Source organism: Stenotrophomonas indicatrix, assembly GCF_002750975.1.
In the GTDB taxonomy this organism is placed as follows: Bacteria; Pseudomonadota; Gammaproteobacteria; order Xanthomonadales; family Xanthomonadaceae; genus Stenotrophomonas; species Stenotrophomonas indicatrix.
This window is the reverse complement of record NZ_PEJS01000001.1, coordinates 1,692,832-1,712,369: the sequence shown is the minus strand read 5'-3', so window position 1 is coordinate 1,712,369 and position 19,538 is coordinate 1,692,832. Positions and strand designations below refer to the sequence as shown.

General features: G+C 67.2%; 12 protein-coding genes. 2 read left to right on the top strand and 10 right to left on the bottom strand.

All coding sequences use genetic code 11. From position 1 onward, the window contains the following. Window positions 1-48 precede the first annotated feature (48 nt). From CR918_RS07955 to CR918_RS07915, 8 genes are all read right to left on the bottom strand, one after another. Window positions 49-2,220, bottom strand: a complete 2,172-nt coding sequence (locus CR918_RS07955) for a response regulator (protein WP_032975476.1) — start codon at window positions 2,218-2,220, stop codon at window positions 49-51. Then, window positions 2,217-3,362 (bottom strand): cyclic di-GMP phosphodiesterase response regulator RpfG, encoded by a 1,146-nt coding sequence (rpfG, locus tag CR918_RS07950; protein ID WP_025878945.1) that lies wholly within the window; start codon window positions 3,360-3,362, stop codon window positions 2,217-2,219. The genes CR918_RS07955 and rpfG overlap by 4 nt, the downstream gene beginning before the upstream one ends. A 203-nt stretch (window positions 3,363-3,565) precedes the next feature. After that, window positions 3,566-5,077: a lysine--tRNA ligase gene (gene lysS, locus CR918_RS07945; protein ID WP_025878944.1), complete on the bottom strand. Its 1,512-nt coding sequence runs from the start codon at window positions 5,075-5,077 to the stop codon at window positions 3,566-3,568. 346 nt (window positions 5,078-5,423) lie between these two features. Continuing rightward, window positions 5,424-7,064 (bottom strand): acetolactate synthase large subunit, encoded by a 1,641-nt coding sequence (locus CR918_RS07940; protein WP_025878943.1) that lies wholly within the window; start codon window positions 7,062-7,064, stop codon window positions 5,424-5,426. A 75-nt stretch (window positions 7,065-7,139) separates the two neighbouring features. Further along, window positions 7,140-8,531, bottom strand: a complete 1,392-nt coding sequence (locus CR918_RS07935; protein ID WP_099842410.1) for an NAD-dependent succinate-semialdehyde dehydrogenase — start codon at window positions 8,529-8,531, stop codon at window positions 7,140-7,142. A gap of 631 nt (window positions 8,532-9,162) precedes the next feature. Beyond that, entirely contained in the window at window positions 9,163-9,945 is a 783-nt protein-coding gene (locus CR918_RS07925) for a helix-turn-helix transcriptional regulator (RefSeq protein ID WP_025874707.1), read from the bottom strand. A gap of 99 nt (window positions 9,946-10,044) precedes the next feature. After that, a protein-coding gene (gene prfB / locus CR918_RS07920) for a peptide chain release factor 2 (RefSeq protein ID WP_099783880.1) occupies window positions 10,045-11,170 on the bottom strand; the annotation gives its coding sequence in 2 pieces (ribosomal slippage) (window positions 10,045-11,094 and window positions 11,096-11,170; 1,125 coding nt in all). Between the two features lie 90 nt (window positions 11,171-11,260). Beyond that, window positions 11,261-12,103: a LytTR family DNA-binding domain-containing protein gene (locus tag CR918_RS07915; RefSeq protein WP_099844286.1), complete on the bottom strand. Its 843-nt coding sequence runs from the start codon at window positions 12,101-12,103 to the stop codon at window positions 11,261-11,263. Between the two features lie 197 nt (window positions 12,104-12,300). On the opposite strand from CR918_RS07915, the gene CR918_RS07910 reads away from it, so the two are divergent. Then, window positions 12,301-13,590, top strand: a complete 1,290-nt coding sequence (locus CR918_RS07910) for an acyltransferase family protein (RefSeq protein WP_243379018.1) — start codon at window positions 12,301-12,303, stop codon at window positions 13,588-13,590. Here the strand turns inward: CR918_RS07910 and CR918_RS07905 are convergent. Then, the gene (locus tag CR918_RS07905) at window positions 13,529-16,438 is read right to left on the bottom strand and encodes a VIT domain-containing protein (protein ID WP_099842408.1); all 2,910 of its coding nucleotides are present in this window, start codon (window positions 16,436-16,438) and stop codon (window positions 13,529-13,531) included. The genes CR918_RS07910 and CR918_RS07905 overlap by 62 nt on opposite strands. 133 nt (window positions 16,439-16,571) lie before the next feature. Here CR918_RS07905 and CR918_RS07900 point away from each other — a divergent pair, with 133 nt between their 5' ends. Then, window positions 16,572-17,621: a DUF1176 domain-containing protein gene (locus CR918_RS07900; RefSeq protein WP_099842407.1), complete on the top strand. Its 1,050-nt coding sequence runs from the start codon at window positions 16,572-16,574 to the stop codon at window positions 17,619-17,621. 40 nt (window positions 17,622-17,661) lie between these two features. On the opposite strand, the gene recJ is transcribed toward CR918_RS07900, so the two are convergent. Further along, entirely contained in the window at window positions 17,662-19,419 is a 1,758-nt protein-coding gene (gene recJ, locus CR918_RS07895) for a single-stranded-DNA-specific exonuclease RecJ (protein WP_099844284.1), read from the bottom strand. Between the last annotated feature and the right edge of the window lie 119 nt (window positions 19,420-19,538).

The window sequence follows — 19,538 nt, the reverse complement described above, 5'->3', positions numbered from 1 at the left end:
TTATCGACAACCCGCCGCGCAGGCCCGGCAGGCCCGGCAGGCCCGGCTCTACCGCTCGCCGTCGTCGGCCACGCCGCGTGCCTTGCGTTCGGCGCGCGCATCCAGCGCCTGCCGGCCTTCCTTGATGGCCCCCTGCAGCACCGCAAGACGCTGCCGCCATTCGGCCTTGAGCTGCCAGTCGGCCATCCGCATCAACTCACCGGCGCGGTTGGACGCGCGCACCAGGCCCAGATTGCTGGCCACGCCCTTGATCGCATGCGACTGTTCGCGGAAAGCACCCCAGCGTGCCGCTTCACCATCACCTTCGGCCTTGCGCAGGCACGATTCGGCATCGTCCAGGCACTGGCGGATGAACTCGCGCTCGAAACCCTCGCCCATTCCCAGCGACGCCAGCTCATCAAGCACGCCGGTATCGAGCACGCCATCGAGGTTGGTGACGGTGCGCACGATCGGCGGCGCACTGGCCTTGAGCTGAGCGTTGTTGGCAATCTCGGCCAGGGTGTCCAGCAGTCGCACGGCCACCACGGGCTTGGCCAGGAACGCATGTGCACCGGCCTGGGTACAGCGCTGGATGGCTTCGGGAGTGACGTCGGCGCTGAGCACCAGCACCGGCGTGCGCGGGCCGCCGCCAGCCTGCATCACCCGCAGCTCCTTCAGCATGTCCAGGCCACTCATGCCCGGCATGTGCAGGTCGACGATGGCCGCATCGAACTCGCTTTCAGCCAGTGCATCCAGCACCGCCTCGCCACCATCGACGCACAGCACCTTGTGCCCGGCCTTCTGCAGCAGCCGCTGCAGCACCATGCGGTTGGCCTCGTGGTCGTCGGCGACCAGGATCTGCATGCTGCGCACGCGCGCGCGATGGCGCAGGAACGGATCGGCGAAGGCGATGACGTTGCCGCCGGCACCGGTTTCGTCGCCAGCCGCGAGGGTCGGTACCGCTCCCGGGACCACCGGCTGCGGCGGCGCGAACGGCAGTTCCACCCAGAAGTGGCTGCCCTGCGGCGGGTTGTCCAGGTAACCGATCTCGCCGTCCATGGCTTCCACCAGCCCCTTGGCGATGGTCGTGCCCAGGCCGGTACCCTCATGGCGGCGGGCCATGCTGACGTCGGCCTGCTCGAAGGCCTCGAACAGACGCGGACGCATCGCCGGTGCAACGCCGATGCCGGTGTCGAGAATGTCGAAGCGCAGCCGCACCCCACCCTGGGTGTCGGCGTGGACAACGCTGACGCGGATCTCGACCCGGCCGTGATCGGTGAACTTGACCGCGTTGCCGGCCAGGTTGAGCAGGATCTGCCGCAGATGCCCGACGTCGCCGCGTAGGGTCGGCGGCACGGTCTCGGCCACCTTCACCCGGTAGTCCAGGCGCTTGGCCTTGGCCTGCGGCAACAGGATCAGGCCGATCGCCTGCATCACTTCGGAAAGAACGAAATCCTCGGCGACCACGCGCAGCTTGCCGGCCTCGATCGCCGAGATGTCCAGCACTTCCTCGACCAGCGCCAGCAGGCTGCGCGATGACGCCTGGATGGTACTCACGCACTCACGCTGCTCGTCATCCAGGCGCGTGGTCGCCAACACTTCTGTCATGCCATTCAATCCATTGAGTGGGGTACGAAACTCGTGGCTCATGTTGGCCAGGAATCGACTCTTGGCTTCGCTGGCGCGCCGCGCCTCGGCCATCGCTTCGGTCAACTGCCGCAGCAGCGTGGAAAAATACAGGGGAACCGCCGCCAGGCCAAGCCACAGGCCGATGGCCAGGCGTGCGTTCTGTTGCCAATAGGGGGTCGACAGCGCGGTACTGCCGAAGCTGACCATCGCCATCGCCACGGCCACATACAGGTAGTGGTTGCCGAAGCGCATGCCGTTGCCCACCGTCACCCACATCACCACGATGTAGACCCACGACAGCGGCTCGCCCATCTGGATCATGCCGGCAGCGATCAGGCCGTAGTCGGCCAGCATGCCCAGTACGCGGCGCGGATCGGAACGCTGCGGCCGCCACAGCAGCCAGCCGAACAACAGCAGCGACAGACTCAGCCCCGTCAACACGATCGCCAGCACACCGACATACTGGGTGTGCGGCAGATCGTGCCGCGCCGAAGGCAGCAGCACGTAAGCCAGGATCAGGCTGATCAGGACGATGCGGACGATCTGCTGCCCGTGCTCGCTGTCCTGCCGCTGGGACAGGCGCAACCGCAATCGCGACAGCAGGCGTTTCACGCGCCCAGTCCCGGCCGTGCAGAGGCGGTGGAGTGCTCGGCGCAGATCTGTTCCAGCTGCTCACGACCGCGCAGCAACGCGTCCACGCAACGCGGATCGAACAGGCGCCCGCGCTGGGCATACAGGTAGGCCATGGTGGCTTCCATCGTCCACGCTTCCTTGTAGGGGCGCGGCGAGATCAGCGCATCGAACACGTCGGCCACAGCGACGATGCGTGCCTCCAGCGGAATCGCATCGCCGACCAGGCCATCGGGATAACCACTGCCGTCGTAGCGCTCATGGTGACGCAGCGCGATCAATGCACCGACCTGGATGAAGCGGTTCTGGCTGCCACTGAGCAGTTCATGGCCAATGCGTGGATGCCGGCGCATGATCGCCAGCTCCTCATCATTGAGCTTGCCCTGCTTGAGCAGCACCGCATCGGGAATGGCGATCTTGCCCATGTCGTGCAGCGGCGCGGCCATCTCGATCAGCTTGACGTCGTCTTCCGGCAGGCCCAGCTGCTCGGCGATCAGGCCAGCCACGCGCGCCATGCGCTCAAGGTAGGCACTGGTGCCGGCATCACGGAACTCGATCGCACGCGCCAGCCGCGAAAGCGTCTCGCGCTCGCGCTCCTCCACCTCGTGCATGCTGGCCAGCAGCCGCTGCTCCAGCGACAGCGCACGCTGCTTCACGTTCTCGGTCTGCTGGCGCAGCTGCAACAGGTTGTAGCAGCGTGCGCGCAGTTCGCGCGGGCGGATCGGCTTGACCAGGAAATCGATCACGCCGGCTTCCAGTGCTGCCTGGCGGATCGGCTCATCACCCACCACGGTGATCAGGATCACCGGAATATCGCGATGTTTGGGCAGCCGGCGGAAGCGGCGGGCGAACTCCAGCCCGTCCATCTCCGGCATGCGGTAATCGAGAAGCAGCAGGTCGACCGGGTACGATTCGCACCATGCCAACGCCGTCAACGGATCGCCGAAGTCATGCACGCTCAGTTCCGGCGCGATGTCCTCGATGACGTGACGGAGCATCGTCCGTGCGGAAGTCTGGTCATCGACGATGACGATGTTCAAGGCGTTCTCTGCCTGCTTTCTCGACCATGCTGAAAGGTCAGCGGGCGAGGATACCCCGCCGCTGTGCACGCTGGCACCCTGCATCGGCTCGACTCCCGTCACAAGCTCCCCGATTCATGATCGTCGTCACAATGTGAAGCGGATTCTCCACATCGCGGCCTCCCCTGACCCCATGAAGCCATAGCCGGTGTCAAGGTTGTGCAATAACGATACGCCGAGTGCGGGATGCGTCAATGGCGCCGTCTCAAACCGAGACGACGCGCACAAACGGACGCCGAAAACGCCGGTTACTGCTCCGGACGCATGTACGGGAACAGCAGCACGTCGCGGATCGAGCTGCTGCCGGTCAGCAGCATCACCAGGCGATCGACGCCGATGCCAAGGCCGCCGGTCGGCGCCATTCCGTACTCCAGCGCACGGATGTAGTCGGCGTCGTAGTGCATGGCCTCGTCATCGCCGCCTTCCTTCGCCGCCACCTGCGCCTGGAAGCGCTGGGCCTGGTCTTCCGGGTCGTTCAGCTCGGAGAAGCCGTTGGCCAGTTCCTTGCCGTTTACGAACAGTTCGAAGCGGTCGGTATAGCCCGGATCGTTGTCGTTGGCGCGGGCCAGCGGCGAGACCTCCACCGGGTGATCGGTGATGAAGGTCGGCTGGATCAAGGTGTGCTCGACGGTGGCTTCGAAGATCTCCAGCAGCAGCTTGCCCCAGCCGTAGGACGGCTTGACGCGGATCTTCAGGCGCTCGCAATGGCGCAGCAGCGCGTCACGGTCGGTGCAGTCGGCCGCGGAGATTTCCGGGTTGTGGTGGCGCACCGCCTCGTCCATGCGCCAGCGGCGGAACGCCGGGCCCAGGTCGATGTTGGCGCCGTCCCACTCGACCACGGTGGTGCCGTTCACCGACTGTGCCACGTCACGGATCACGCCTTCGGTCAGGTCCATGATCTCGTTGTACGTGGCATAGGCCTCGTACAGTTCCATCATGGTGAATTCCGGGTTGTGGCGGGTGCTGACGCCTTCGTTGCGGAAGTTGCGGTTGATTTCGTAGACGCGTTCCAGGCCACCGACGGTCAGGCGCTTGAGGTACAGCTCCGGCGCAACGCGCAGGTACAGGTCAAGGTCCAGCGCGTTGTGGTGGGTGGTGAACGGCTTGGCCGCCGCGCCGCCGGGGATGTAATGCATCATCGGCGTTTCGACTTCGAGGAAGTCGCGGTTGTCCAGCCATGCACGCATCGCACGGATGATCTTCGAGCGCTTGATGAAGACCGCGCGCGACTCCGGCGTCACGATCAGGTCGACGTAACGCTGGCGATAACGCTGTTCGACGTCGGCCAGGCCATGCCACTTGTCCGGCAGCGGGCGCAGCGACTTGGTCAGCAGACGGATCGATTCGGCCTTGACCGACAGCTCGCCGGTCTTGGTGCGGGTCAGGCCACCTTCGACAGCGATGATGTCGCCCACGTCCCAGCCCTTGAAGGCGGTGTAGGCATCACCCAGCACGCTGCCCTGCAGGAACAGCTGGATGCGGCCCGATTCGTCCTGGATCTGGGCGAAGCTGGCCTTGCCCATGACCCGCTTGGCCATCAGGCGACCGGCCATCTTCACCTGGCGGCCGTTGCCTTCCAGGGTTTCGGCGGTCCACTGCTCCGCATCGGCGAATTCTTCCTGCAGGCTGCCGGCGAAGTCCTCGCGACGGAAGTCGTTCGGATACGCGATCCCCTGCCCGCGCAGCGCTTTGAGTTTCTCACGGCGCTCGGCGATCAACTTGTTTTCGTCGACGGGGGGGGTATCGGTAGCTTCGCTCATGGATCTGCGGGAATCGTGTAGTGAGGGGGAGTGTTGCGCCCGGCGCAGCCGGTTGCCCAGCATACCAAAAGCGCCCTGCCCCGGCCTCGGGCCGCCCCTGCTCCGGTAGCCGCCAACCTTGGTTGGCGCCCACCGTGTCGACCAAGGTCGACACCTACCGGGCTCCCAGGAACCCCTGCCGCAGTCGATCAACCTCGATCCAGCGCCCTGGTAGCCGCCAACCTTGGTTGGCGCTCTACCGCGCCGGGCATGGGAAGGCATCCACGCATGGTCTGGATCTACTGTGTCGACCAAGGTCGACACCTACCGGGCTCGGGGGCGACACCTACCGGACCATGCCCCGGATTCACCCGTTCCCGGGGAATGCCTGCCGCAGCTCATCCACCAGCACGCGCTGGTTCTCCGAATAGTCCACCGGCACCGACACCAGATGCACGCCGCCCGCGGTGAAGGCTGCTTCCAGGGTCGGAATGAACTGCTCGATCGCCGTCACCTCGTGCCCCTGGCAGCCATAGGCCTCGGCGTATTTGACGAAATCCGGATTGCCGAAGGTCATGCCGTAGTCGGCGAAACCATCCACCGCCTGCTTCCAGCGGATCATCCCGTAGGCGCCGTCGTTGAGGATCAGCACTACCAGGTTCAGGCCCAGCCGTCGCGCGGTCTCCAGCTCCTGGCTGTTCATCATGAAACCGCCATCGCCACACACCGCCAGCACGCGGCGCTGCGGGTACAGGATCGAGGCCATGATCGCCGACGGCAGCCCCGCGCCCATCGTTGCCAATGCGTTGTCCAGCAGCAGCGTATTGGCCACCTGGGTGCGGTAGTTGCGCGCGAACCAGATCTTGTACATGCCGTTGTCCAGCGCCACGATGCCGTCCGGCGGCATCACCTGGCGCACGTCATGCACCAGCCGCTGCGGCGTGAAACCGGCCTCTTCGGCGCGATCGGCGATGTGCTCCAGGATCGTCGCGCGCAGCGGCAGCAGTGCAGCGGCGTTGTCCACCCTGCCCTCGATACGGTCGGCCAGCAGGGTCAGCGAGCGGCCGATATCGCCGATCACCTCCACCTGCGGGAAGTACACCTGCTCCACCGCGGCCTGCGAATAGCCGATGTGGATGACCGTGCGGCCACCCGGGCGCATCACGAAGGGCGGCTTCTCCGTCACCTCGTGGCCAATGGTCACGATCACGTCGGCCTGATCGATGGCCATGTGCACGTAGTCGCGCTCGCTCAGTGCCGCCGTGCCCATGTACAGGCCCGAGCCACCGGCCACCGCGCCCTTGCCCATCTGCGTGGTGACGAACGGGATGCCGGCCCGCAGTACGAAGGCCGACAGCGCTTCGCTGGACTGCGGTCGCGACGCCGCCGACGCGATCACCAGCAGCGGCCGCTTGGCCTCGCGGATGATCTGCGCCGCACGGTCCAGCGCCTCGGGACTGGCGATCGGCCGATCCACCGGGTGTGGCGGGATCAGTGCAACGTCCTCGACCTCCATCGCCGCGATGTCCTCGGGCAGTTCCAGCAGCACCGGCCCGGGCCGCTCTTCCAGCGCCGTGCGGAAGGCCTCGCGGACGATGGTGGGGATGGTGCGCGCCGAAACGATCTGCCGCGCCGACTTGGTCAGCGGCTTCATCGTGCTGACGATATCCACGATCTGGAAGCGCGCCTGCTTGCTGGCCACGATGCCCTTCTGCCCGGTGATCATGATCACCGGCCACGCGCCGAGCAGTGCGTAGGCGGCACCGGTGGTGAAGTTCAGTGCACCCGGGCCGAGCGTGGCCAGGCATACGCCGGGCTTGCCGGTCAGGCGGCCGTAGGTGGCGGCCATGAACACGGCAGCCTGTTCGTGGCGGGTGATGACCAGCTCGATGCTGGAGTGGCGAAGCGACTCGACGACATCGAGGTTCTCTTCACCGGGAATGCCAAAAATGCGCTCGACGCCCTCGTTTTCGAGTGCGGCGACGAGCAGATCGGAACCCTTGGACATGGAATGACGTCCTTCTCGCAGTGCGTGATGATGGAACGTTGCAGGGATGCTGACAGGAACGGTGGATGGCCCGCGTCAACGGCGGTCGAACCACACCGTCTGCGCGTTGACGAACTCGCGGATGCCGAAGTGCGACAGCTCGCGGCCGAAGCCGCTCTTCTTCACTCCGCCGATCGGCACGCGTGGATCGGAGGCAGAGAAACCGTTGACGAACACGCCACCGGTCTGCAGCCGGCGCGCCAACTGCATCGCGCGGGCGTGGTCGCCGGTCCACAGATTGCCGCTCAGGCCGAACTCGCTCTGGTTGGCCAGTTCCACCGCATGGTCGGCGTCGCGCGCGCGGCTGATCGACGCCACTGGCCCGAAGGTCTCGGTGTCGAAGGCCTGCATGCCCGGCTCGACGCCAGCCAGCACGGTGGGTGCATAGAAACTGCCGGGGCGATCGAGCTGCTTGCCGCCCACGAGCAACTGCGCACCGGCCTCGACCGACGCACGCACCTGTGCATCAAGCTGTTCAAGCAGGTCCTGCCGGGCCATCGGTCCGATCCGGTTGCCGGCCTCGCGGCCATCGCCCACGGTCAGCGCCTGCACGCGCTCGCAGAACAACGACACGAAACGCTCATACACGGCGTCTTCGACGATGATGCGCTTGCCGGCAATGCACACCTGCCCGGTGTTCTGGAAGCGCGAGGCCACCGCGGCATCGACCGCTGCCTCCAGGTCGGCGTCGGCCAGCACGATGAATGGATCCGAGCCACCCAGCTCCAGCACCACCTTCTTCAGCGCCTGCCCGGCCTGCGCGGCGATGCTGCGCCCCGCAGCGACGCTGCCGGTCAGGGTCACGGCAGCGATGCGGTCATCGGCGATGGCGGCACTGGTTCCCTCGCGGCTGATGTTGGCGGCGATGAAGGTGCCGTCCGGCAGGCCCGCATCGCGCCACGCAGCGGCGAGCAGCCCGGCGGTGCCGACGATGTTCTCGGCCGGCTTCAGCAGGAAGCCGTTGCCGCCCATGAGGATCGGCACGGCCGCGCGCATCACCTGCCAGTACGGGAAATTCCACGGCATGATGCCCAGCACAACGCCCAGCGGCAGGTAGGAGACATAGGCCTTGTTGTCGGCCACCGCAGTGGGTTCATCGCGCAGGAACGCCGCACCGTTGTCGGCGTACCAGTCACACAGCACCGCGCACTTCTCGATCTCGGCCAGCGACTCGGCCTGGACCTTGCCCATCTCGGCAGTGGCCATCGCGGCCAGCGGTTCACGGTCGCGGCGCAGCACGGCAGCCATCGCACGCAGCACGCTGGCGCGTTGTTGCAGTGACTGCGCGCTCCAGGCTGCAAAACCGGCCTGGCCGCGGTCGAGGATGGCTTCCAGCTCGGCGTCGGTGGCGAAAGGGTGGCTGGCGATCTGCTGGCCGGTGGCCGGATCGCGGGAAATGGCAGCGGGGGCTGCGGGGGAAGCGGACATGCAGGTCTCCTGTTGTCTCGACAACGGGCGGCTGCCCGTTTCCTGACAACGAATGTGGACCCGATCGATGGCAGCAACAAGGCGTCTGCGTATCCTGTGACCTGTACTTACCTGCCTGAATGGGGTTGATCGGCAGGGCTGCGCCCGGGTACGCGCCATCGCATGCGCGCTGCCGCTCCCACGCTTCGCTACGCGAACCGCGGGCCCCACTTACCAGCCCCCATACCCCCGCCGCTTCGCGGCCGCCCCCTGACTCAGGGGGCTCTTCCCCAGACCCAACCCGTCGCTTCCAGTAGATCCACGCCATGCGTGGCTGAATTTCCATCGAGATCGACTATCTCGAATTGAAACCGAAAAGCATCCACGCATGGCGTGGATCAACGTGTCGACCAAGGTCGACACCTACCAACAGCAGCGTAGATCTGTCAGAGGTGGGGCGGTGTCGGAGTGCGGGGTGTCCGCGGCATGGATGCCGCGGCCAAGCCTACACGGACGTACTTGCGGCGTCCCCGCACTCCGACACCGCCCCGCCACCCCACGGAAAGCCCGCTGTTGCTGTTGCTATTGAGGTTGCCGGCCAGCGGCCGGCACTACAGCAGGTGCAGGGCTGCAAGCCCTGCCAAACAACCCCTTACCTTCGCGGCAGGTAGGTCACCAGTGACAGGTCATGCCGGCTCTCCGGCACCAGCGCCACGTACTGCAGGTCCAACAGCCCGCGCGTGGGATGGTTCAGCTTCTTCGCACCTTCGTCGAAACGACGCACATCGTGCTCGGGCCACCACTGGCGGAACTGCTCGCTGTGCGCACCGATGTCCTCGGCCAGTGCCAGGAACGGCGCCTTGTCCGGCGCTTGCGCCATCGCCGCGCGGAAGCTGGCCAGCAGCCCGCGGGTCATTTCTTCCCAGTTGAGGATCAACGTGCGGTACGGCGGATACAGGAACATCAGCCGCAGCGTGTTGCGTTCGTGCGGCGCCAGCTGACCGTAATCAACAAACAGATCGGCGATGGCAGGATTCCAGGCCAGGATGTCGAATCGGGTATTGCGCACGTAGGCCGGGATCGGCTGCATCGCCTCCACCAGCTGGCGCAGGCCGTCAGTTACCGTCTCATCAGGCGATTCCAGCGGCACGCCATAGCCGGACAGTGCGAACGCGTAGGCGCGCTCGTCGTCGCTCAATCGCAGTACCTGCGCCAGGCGCTCCAGCACCTCGGGCGAGGCGCGCACTTCGCGGCCCTGCTCGATCCAGGTGTACCAGCTGACACTGACCCCGATCGCCAGTGCGACTTCCTCGCGCTTCAGGCCCGGCGTGCGTCGGCGGCCGGCTGGCAGCCCCAGCGTTGCTGGGTCGACCCGCGCACGGCAGGCCTTGAGAAAGCCTCCCAGTTCCTTGCGTTCGGCTTCACTGCGCATCATCGCCCTGCCCTGCAGGTTTCAACGGCGTTGCGGGACGCCGAAGACGTCCCGCAACGCATGGCCCGGGCAGCGGACGGTACCGCTGTCGCCGGGCACGCATCAGGCATCGATGCGCTTGGAGCCGACCGCCAGGCCGGCCTTCAGGCTGGCCTCGACGAACTCGTCCAGGTCACCGTCGAGCACCTTCTGCGTATCCGAACGCTCGATGCCGGTGCGCAGGTCCTTGATACGGCTCTGGTCGAGCACGTAGTTGCGGATCTGGCTGCCCCAGCCGATATCGGACTTGGTGGCTTCCACCGCATCACGCTCGGCGTTGCGCTTCTGGATCTCCAGCTCGTAGAGCTTGGCGGCCAGCATCTTCATCGCGTTGTCGCGGTTCTGGTGCTGGCTGCGGCCGGTCTGGCAGGCCACGACCGTGTTGGTCGGGATGTGGGTGATACGCACCGCCGACTCGGTCTTGTTGACGTGCTGACCACCGGCACCGGACGAGCGGTACACGTCGGTACGCAGATCGGCCGGGTTGATGTCGATTTCGATGTTGTTGTCCACTTCCGGCGACACGAACACCGAGGTGAAGCTGGTATGGCGGCGGTTGTCCGAGTCGAACGGCGACTTGCGCACCAGGCGGTGCACGCCGGTCTCGGTCTTCAGCCAGCCGTAGGCGTAGTCGCCTTCCACGCGGAGCGTAGCCGACTTGATGCCCGCGACGTCGCCACCGGACACTTCCATCAGCTCGGTCTTCCAGCCACGCGATTCACACCAGCGCAGGTACATGCGCAGCAGGATCTCGGCCCAGTCCTGGGCTTCGGTACCACCGGCACCAGCCTGGATGTCGACGAACGCCGGAGCGTTGTCCATCTGCCCGGAGAACATGCGCTGGAATTCCAGCTTCTCCACGTGCGCCTGGTGCTTGTCCAGGTCGGCCACCACGGCCAGCGCGGTGTCCTCGTCCTGCTCGGACTCGGCCAGCTCCAGCAGTTCGGTGGCGTCGCTCAGGCCTTCCAGCACCGCGGCGATGCCGCCCACGGTCTTTTCCAGGGTCGAGCGCTCGCGCCCCAGGTTCTGGGCGTACTCGGCGTTGTTCCAGACGTCGGGGCTTTCCAGCTCCCGCGTTACTTCCTCAAGACGCTCTTTCTTGGCGTCGTAGTCAAAGATACCCCCGGAGCGACAACACGCGATCGGTCAGATCGGCGATGCGCTGGCGGACAGGATTCAGTTCGATCATGTCGGCGGTTATGCATTCAAAAGATGACTGCAAATGATACCGCAGGCCGGGGTGAACCGGCGCAGAAGCCGGTCCCGCCCTGCCACGCCCCTACCCGCCCAAGGCCTGGCGCAGCAACGGCAGCTGGCGCCGGCTGCAGGGCACCTTGGCCCCATCGGCCATGTGCAGCAAGGCCTCGCCGCCGTCCAGCGGCTCGATCGAGCGCAGCTGGTCACGGTTGACCAGCCAGCTGCGGTGGCTGCGCAGGAACAGGACCGGGTCCAGCCGCGCCTCCAGCACCGCCATGGTGATCCGCAGCGGGTAGTCATGCCCGCGCACCCGCAGGTTCACGTAGTTGCCGGCGGCCTGGGCGTACTCGACGTCGGCCGTGGCCACCAGGAACTCCTTGCCCAGCTTGCGCACAAGGAAATGGTCGGGGCGATCGACCGGTTCGACCGGCGGGCCCTCATCGGGGGCGGCCAGCAGGGTCGCTTCACCCTGGCGGCGGCGGCCGAACCAGGCCAGGGCATGGACTGCCGAGACCAGCAGCGCATAGGTCTGGATGTCCTTGAAGAACTCGTAGAACCATTGCGCCGGCCAGTCCCCAAAGGTGTAGTGGCTGCCAAGCACGGCGTGGGCGGCCTTGCGCAGCAGGACCATCGCACTCACATGCAGCAGCCACCACGCAACCGCGCCCAGCAGATACGGCGCCAAGCGCTGTCGCCAGGTATCGGCGTGCAGCGGCCAGCGCGACGCGGCGCGGATCAGCACCGCCAGCAGCAGCAGCGACACCAGCGCACTGCTGAACTCGTCAATCGTGGCCGCCATCCATTGGGAGGGCAGCCCATCGCGCGCCGCCATCATGGCCTTGGCCAGCACATTGGCCGCCGCCGTCCCCAGGAACAGTACGACCCAGAACACGGCTGCCTGCCGCCCTTGCCTGCCGGTGCCCATCGATTCGCCACGCACGTCCGGGTCCTGCTGGTTGTACTCATCCATCACTGGATTATCGCCAACCACAGCCCCACTGACGCACGCCATTCGTCCCCCAGCCCCGCCACTGGGCCCTGCAGGGCATCCAACCGCCCCTTCCTGCTGGCGACAGCCCACAAGGACTTCCACTCTGCGAGGACGCCAACACGGATACCGCCATGACCCGCCGCCACGACCTCGACACCCTGCGTATCGGTGCCTTCGGGCTGTTGATCCTCTACCACGTGGCCATGGCCTACGTGGCCGGATGGGACTTCCACCTCAAGAGCGTCCACACCGCGGAGTGGCTGCAATGGCCGATGATCGCGCTGAATCGTTGGCGCATGCCGCTGCTGTTTGCCATCTCCGGCATCGCGCTGGGCCTGTGCCTGCCCGCGCAGGGCGGGTGGCGATTCGCGCTGCGGCGCGGCGGGCGGCTGTTGTTGCCGCTGTTGTTCGGCATCGTCGCGGTCGTTTCGCTGCAGGCCTACTGTGAAGCGGTGGACAAGGGCGACGTCACGCCAGGGCTCGGTGCATTCCTGTGGCGCTACTGGCAGTTCCGGCCGTGGCCGGGAGCCAGCTTCACCGGTGCCGCCTATGGCTTCACCTGGAACCACCTGTGGTACCTGGCCTATCTGATCCCTTACACGCTGCTGGCGATCGTGTTGGCCAGCGTAGTGCGACCGCTGCACCACCGCCTGCCGGGCCTGCCTGCGGGCGACCGCTGGGTGGCCACGCTGGGCCTGCTGCTGCCGGTGGTGTGGCTGGCGTGGGCGCTGCTGGTGATCCTGCCCGCCCACCCGCCAACCCATGCGCTGGTCGATGACCTGTACGTCCACGCCGAATCGCTGCCCCTGTTCCTCGGCGGCTTCCTCGCCGCGCGCTGGCAGCGCGGCTGGGATCTGCTGGTGCGCGGCCGGCGGTTGACCCTGGCGCTGGCCGTTGTCGGGCTGACTGTCGAACTGGGCATCCGCGCGTTGGGGCGGATGCCCGACCTCGGCGATCTGCCGCAGTGGGTGCTGGCGCTGCCGTGGGCGCAGACCGAGCGCGTTGGCCGAGCGCTGTACACCTGGTGTTCCCTGCTGGCCCTCTTCGGATGGGCGCAGGTCCTGCTGGCGCGGCCATGGCGCGGGCTGGGCTACTGCCGCGAGGCGGTGTTCAGCTGGTACATCCTGCACCAGACCGTGCTGATCGTGCTGCTGTACTGGTTGCGGCCCTTGCAGCTGGGCGCGTGGCTGGAGCCGGCGCTGGTGATTGTCGGCACCGTCGCCGGCTGCCTGCTGATCCACGAACTGCTGGTGCGCCGTGTGCGCTGGCTGCGGCCGCTGTTCGGGTTGCGTGCCGATCGCAACGGCGCAGTGAGCATCACGCAGGACCACAGCGCCGGCCGCGGGGCATGGCCCGGCGCTACCGCACCTCGAACTCGCCGACCAGCACCGTCTCGGCACGATCCTTCAGCCGCATCGTGACCATCTGGTCCTTCTGCTTCGGCGTGCCCCAATGGGTGGTCAGGCGCAGCATCAGCGTCGTCGCACCAGTCACCAGCTGCTGGCGGCTGCCGAAGTAGTTCGCCTCCACCTTGTACTTGCCCGGCTTGGCGTTGCGCAGCGAGAACTGTTCCGGACCATAGCCACCGGTGAAGTCCTGCGACATCTGCCCACCCTGGTAGGTCAGGCGGTTGCCGTAGTACGCACGCTCGCCGTTCGGGTCGGTGACCCACAGGTCCATGTCGCTGTTGTCGGCATCCCAGGCCAGCACCACGCGCAGGTCCAGTGGCATCGCCTGCAGCAGGCGCGGGTCGATGCCGGTGGTATCCAGGCGCGGCTTGCTGCCGGCCACCAGGTTGGTCAGTTCATCCAGGGCGATCAGCGCAATGCCGTCGAAACGACCATCCCACGGCCGCACGACCACCTGGTACAGCGGCGCCAGCGCCTGCTGCGGCTTGCCCGCTGCGGCCAGCGCCAGGCCCAGATCACGGAAACTCTGCGGTTCTTCCTGCCCCATCGCCAGCACCTGCTCGAACACCGGCACCGCCAGTGCGGGTGCATCGGCCTGCAGCAGGCGATAGCCGAGAACGCGCAGCAGATGGCGGTTGTCCAGCTCCATCTCGGCCAGGTTGGACAGCACGCGCAGGGCAAGATCGCGCTGGCCCTGTTCGATCAACAGGTCGGCCACGTCGAGGAAGAACGCACTGCTGTTGGCGTTCGCAGCGCGCTCGGCCAGATAGCGGTCGTACAGTTGCGACGACGGTCCCTGGCGCAGGCGGCGGGCAACCGGCGAATCCGATTGCCAGGCGGCCAACCGGATTCCCAGCTGACCGTCATTGGCGGCGGCCGGTGCATTGGACGCCGTGGGTTCGATGGCAACGGCATCCATCGCGGCCTCCAGGCCCGCAGGTGCCTGCCGCGGCGGCGATCGACGGGCGCGCGCGCTGCTGGACTCCGCCCGCTGCTCGGCGGCAACGGCCATCGGCGCTGGCGCGGGAGGAGGCGCGGCGAGCATCGCCACCGGGGCAGCCGCGGACGCGTCCTGACCGACCACTTCCAGTGCCTTCGCCTGCACGCGCATGCCCTTCGGCCAACTGCGGCTCCACCATTGCTGGCGCTGCTGCCACTGCGTCACCACCTTGTCCAGGCGCTGACGGTCGGCGGCATCGCGATCTGCAACCTGGCGTGCGAAGCGCTGGTCGTACTGGGCGCGCAAGGCACCTGCGGGGCGGATCGCGTAGCGCAGGTAGTCGTCCAGCGTTTCCAGCACGATCAGTGAAGTGTCCGGGCCCACCAGGCTGAACTGCTGCGACAGGCGCTGCATCGCCTCGCGATTGCCGCGCCGATCGGTCGACAACTGCTGCAGGCGTGCCTGTGCCCACAGGCCGGCCAGCAGATCGCCATCGGCGCTGGTGGAGCTCTCCGGCAGTGCCTGCCATTGCCCACCGGCAATGCGCACCCGCATCGGCACACCTTCGGCCGCCAACCGCGCATGCAACCACAGCCAGCCCTGGGCCTGGCTGCGGCGGTCGACCACCACGTCCTGCACGCCACGGCCGGCATCGATCTGGACATCCAGCGGCATCGACAGCAGCTCCCGTGCAGCGGCATCGATATCGCTGCCGAGCGCCACGAAACTGCCAGCATGCCCCTCGCTCCAACCGCGCAGGCGGGTGGCATCGGTGCGTGCGCCGGCACTGCTGACCGCAAACAGGCGCTGATCGGCGGCCAACGCCGGCAGTGCTTCCGGCCCATAGGTCAGCAGGCCGTCGCTGACCATCAGGTACTCCTTCACCGAGGGCTGCGGCTGCCACTGCGCCAGCGCGCTGGCGCCATCCGGCTGCACCGCCATCAACGCGCGCCGCAGTTCACTCCAGTCACCGCTGCGTATACGGAAACGACGCACGGGCTCGGCGCGATCACGCAGCACGGTCAGCGCGACGTTGCCCTCGCCCATCGCAGCAAAGTAGCGATCCAGCAGCGCGAACTCGCGGGTGCGGTCGCGCTGGCCTGCGGAACCCGAACCGTCCCACAGCAGCCCCACTTCCGACGGCACACGGCGCGGCGCGGTCGACGTCGGCACCGGCAGCTGCGCCAACAGGTAGTGACCGTCCTGCCAGCGGGCAACCTGCACCTGTGCCTTGCGCTCGGCCGGCAGCGTCCATTGCAGCTGGGCCGGCAACTGCGCGCCACGTCCTTGCCAGTGCAGGCGGCCATCGGCGATGCGGAACGGCGCGCTTCCTGCATCAGCCCCCTTCGGTGCCCGCACGTCCAGTTCGACGGCTGCGGCGCCGGCGACGAACTGCAGCGGCAGTGTCCAACGCCAGCCCTGCCCGGCATATGCCAGCGGCTCGCGTACGACCAACTGCACGCGGCGGCTGCCGCCGGCCGGCAGCGGATACACGCGCAGCCGGAACTGGTTGCCGGCGGTCTGCTCCAGCAGGCCCGGGTCGACGCCACGGCGGGCGATCTCCTCGAACACCTGACGACCGCGGTCCTTGGGCACCGGTACTGCCTCGCGCAACTCGCCGTTGATGTCCAGGGCGAACCCGGTGATCTGCTGGCCCTCGGCCAGCGGGAACTGCAGCTCGCCTTCCAGCACGCGCTGGTTGGGGTTATGGAACTCCAGGGTGATACGGGTCTGGGCGATACCGGCCTGGACCTCGCCTTCGATGCGGGCATGTCGCAGCTGCACGGGCTGTTCGGCGGCGGGCGCGATCAGCAGCGGTGTGGACGTCATCGGCGGTGCCGGACGCCGCGACGCCTGGGGCAGTGCCGGCCAGCTTGCCAGGGCCAACAGCAGTACGGTGCAGCAACGGGCGAAGACCATGACAGGACTCCAGTGGGATCGTGACTGCTTGAACGCACCAACCGGGTGGACGGGGTTAACGTGATTCGATGCTGGTTCTTCGCTGCCCCTGGGCGCACCATGTGCGACTTCCCGATCCCGTGCAAGGATGCCCATGCGTTCTCCCCTGCTTCCCACCCTGCTGGCCCTGTGCTGGCCGTTGGCCGCCAGCGCCGCCGATGCGCCTGCAGGCCTCTATTTCCAGCATCACGACTGGGTCGTGGCCTGCGACAACACGCGCACGTGCCGCGCGGCCGGCTACGCCAGTGGCGATGACAGCACCCTGAGCGTGCTGCTGACCCGGGCGGGCGGCCCCAATCAGGCCATCAGCGGTCGGATGTCGTTGCAGCCGATCGATGACCAGCCGCAGCCCAAGGGCGCGCTGCACCTGCGCATCCAGCAGCGTGACCTCGGTGTGCTGGCGCCGGCCACGGAGCCGGGTGTCCATGTGCTCAGCGCGACACAGACCAGCGCAGTGCTGTCCGCGCTGGTGCGCGATGGTGGCATCGCGGTTGTCGATGCCGCCGGCCACACGTGGCCGCTGTCGGACAAGGGCGCAGCGGCTGTGCTGTTGAAGACCGACGAGTTCCAGGGCCGGGTGGGCACGCCGGGCGCGGTGATGCGCAAGGGGGCCGCTGCCGAAAGCAGCGTACCTGCCGCCGTTGCCAAACCCGTGGTGCGCAAGGCACCGACGCTGTCGACGCCACCGGACGACCCGGCGTTTTCCAAGCTGGCCGCCTCGCCGGCGCTGCGTGCGGCGCTGCGCGCCACTCTGGAAGAACCCAGCTGCGAAGGCCTGCTCGACACCGACCCGGATCTTCCGATCAGCAATTCACCACTGCAGATCCAGCGCCTGGACGCCAAGCATCTGCTGGTCAACGTCCCCTGCTGGCGCGCGGCCTACAACAGCGGTGATGGCTACTGGGTCATCGGTGAGAAAGCGCCCTACCAGCCGCAATGGGTGACCAGCGACGCGATCGACTACGGCGACGGGCAGATCGTCGCCTCGCACAAGGGCCGCGGTCTGGCCGACTGCGTGTCGGATGAAACGTGGACCTGGGATGGCACCCGCTTCGTCGCGACCTCGGCCATCAGTGGCGGCCTGTGCCGCGGCGTTCCCGGGGGTACCTGGGAACTGCCGACGCGGGTGACCGACGTACGCTGACCCTTCCGAAGCGGTAGCGCCGGGCCATGCCCGGCATGGACTACGCCGGCAGGCAGTGCTCGACGATCAGCTGGATGGCTGCGCCGCCACGATAGTCATCGCAGGCGAGCCGGTAGGCGAGATGCACGTGGCGGCCGGGTGCATTGCCGTGCCAGCCACCGAAATGGATCGCGTTGATCGTGCCGGGTACGCCGGGCAGGCGCAGTTCCAGCTTCAGATGACGCTCCTTCAGCACGCGCCAGTTGGCCACTTCGAAGTGGCCATCGAACAGCGGCTCGGGAAAGCCCTGCCCCCATGGTCCCGCCAAACGCAGCGCATCGGCATGGCGATGATCGAGTTCGTCCGCGGCCAGTTCGCCGTCGCTGAGCACCTGCTGCTGCAGTGCAGCCGGGTCGAGCATCTCCAGCACGGTGGCGACGAACGCGGCTTCGAAGGCAGCCAGATGATCCAGACGCATGCTCAACCCGGCGGCCATCGCGTGACCGCCGAAGCGCTCGATCAAGCCGGGATGGCGTGCATCGACCAGCGCCAGCGCATCACGGATATGCAGGCCGGGGATCGAACGCGCCGAGCCGCGCAGGGTGTCGGCGCCCGGCTCGGCCGGAGCGAACGCGATCACCGGCCGATGCAGGCGATCCTTCATCTTTGAAGCAACCAGGCCAACCACGCCGGGGTGCCAATCAGCATCGAACAGGCAGGCCGCCACCGGGCGCTGCCCTGCGGTATCGAGCACCACCCGCGACAGCGCGTGTTCGGCGTCATCGGTCATCGACTGCTGGACCGCACGCCGCTCGGCGTTGATCTGTTCCAGCGTCTGCGCGATGTCGCGGGCCTGCCGCGGATCTTCGGTGAGCAACAGGGCAATGCCCAATGACATGTCTTCCAACCGACCGGCCGCGTTCAAGCGCGGGCCAAGCCCGAAGCCGATGTCGGTGGCGGTCAGGCGTGCGGCGTCGCGACCACTGGCTTCGATCAGTGCCTTCAGGCCGACGCAGCCCTGGCCATTGCGCAGCCGGCGCAATCCCGCGCTGACCAGGGCGCGATTGTTGGCATCGAGCACCACCAGGTCGGCCACTGTGCCCACCGCCACCAGGTCCAGCAGCGTGGTCAGGTCCGGCCCTTTGCCATCGGCAAATACCCCCGCTTCGCGCATCTGCCGGCGCAGCGCCATCAGCACGTAGAAGATCACGCCGACACCGGCCAGCGCCTTGCTGGGGAAGGCGTCGCCGTCGAGGTTGGGGTCGACGATGACATCGGCCGGTGGCAGCTGTGGACCGGGCAGATGGTGATCGGTCACCAGCACCTGCCAGCCACGCGCCTTGGCCGCGGTCACGCCGGCATGGCAGGCAATGCCGTGGTCGACGGTGACCAGCAGATCCGGCTGCAGCGCAGCCAGCTCGTCCACCAGAGACGGCGACAGACCATAGCCGTGCACCATGCGGTTGGGCACTGCGTGGAAGACATGTTGCGCGCCCAGCATGCGCAGCCCACGCACACCAACCGCGCAGGCGGTGGCGCCGTCGCAGTCGAAATCGCCGACTACCAGGATGCGCTTGTCGGCGGCGATGGCTTGCACCAGCAGGTCCACTGCCGCGTCGATGCCGGTCAGCAGTTCCGGCGCATGCAGGTTGCCGAGCTTGGGCAGGGCCAGCTCCGGCGTCTGCGCACCGCGTGCGGCGTACAGGCGTGCCAACAGTGGCAACGTGCCCTCCGGCCAGCTATCGGGCGCGACTGCATCGCGACGGCGGATCATCGGCGTATCGGAAGACGGCAGCGCAGCATCGGCGGCAAGGGACATCGGCATCGCCGGGTTGCGGAAGACCCGAGCATGATACCCCGCTCGGCTCGCCAGGCTCTTCCGGGCTTGGCGCAGGCGTGGCGATCGCCCATGCTTGTTCGCTTCTGAAACGGAATTCG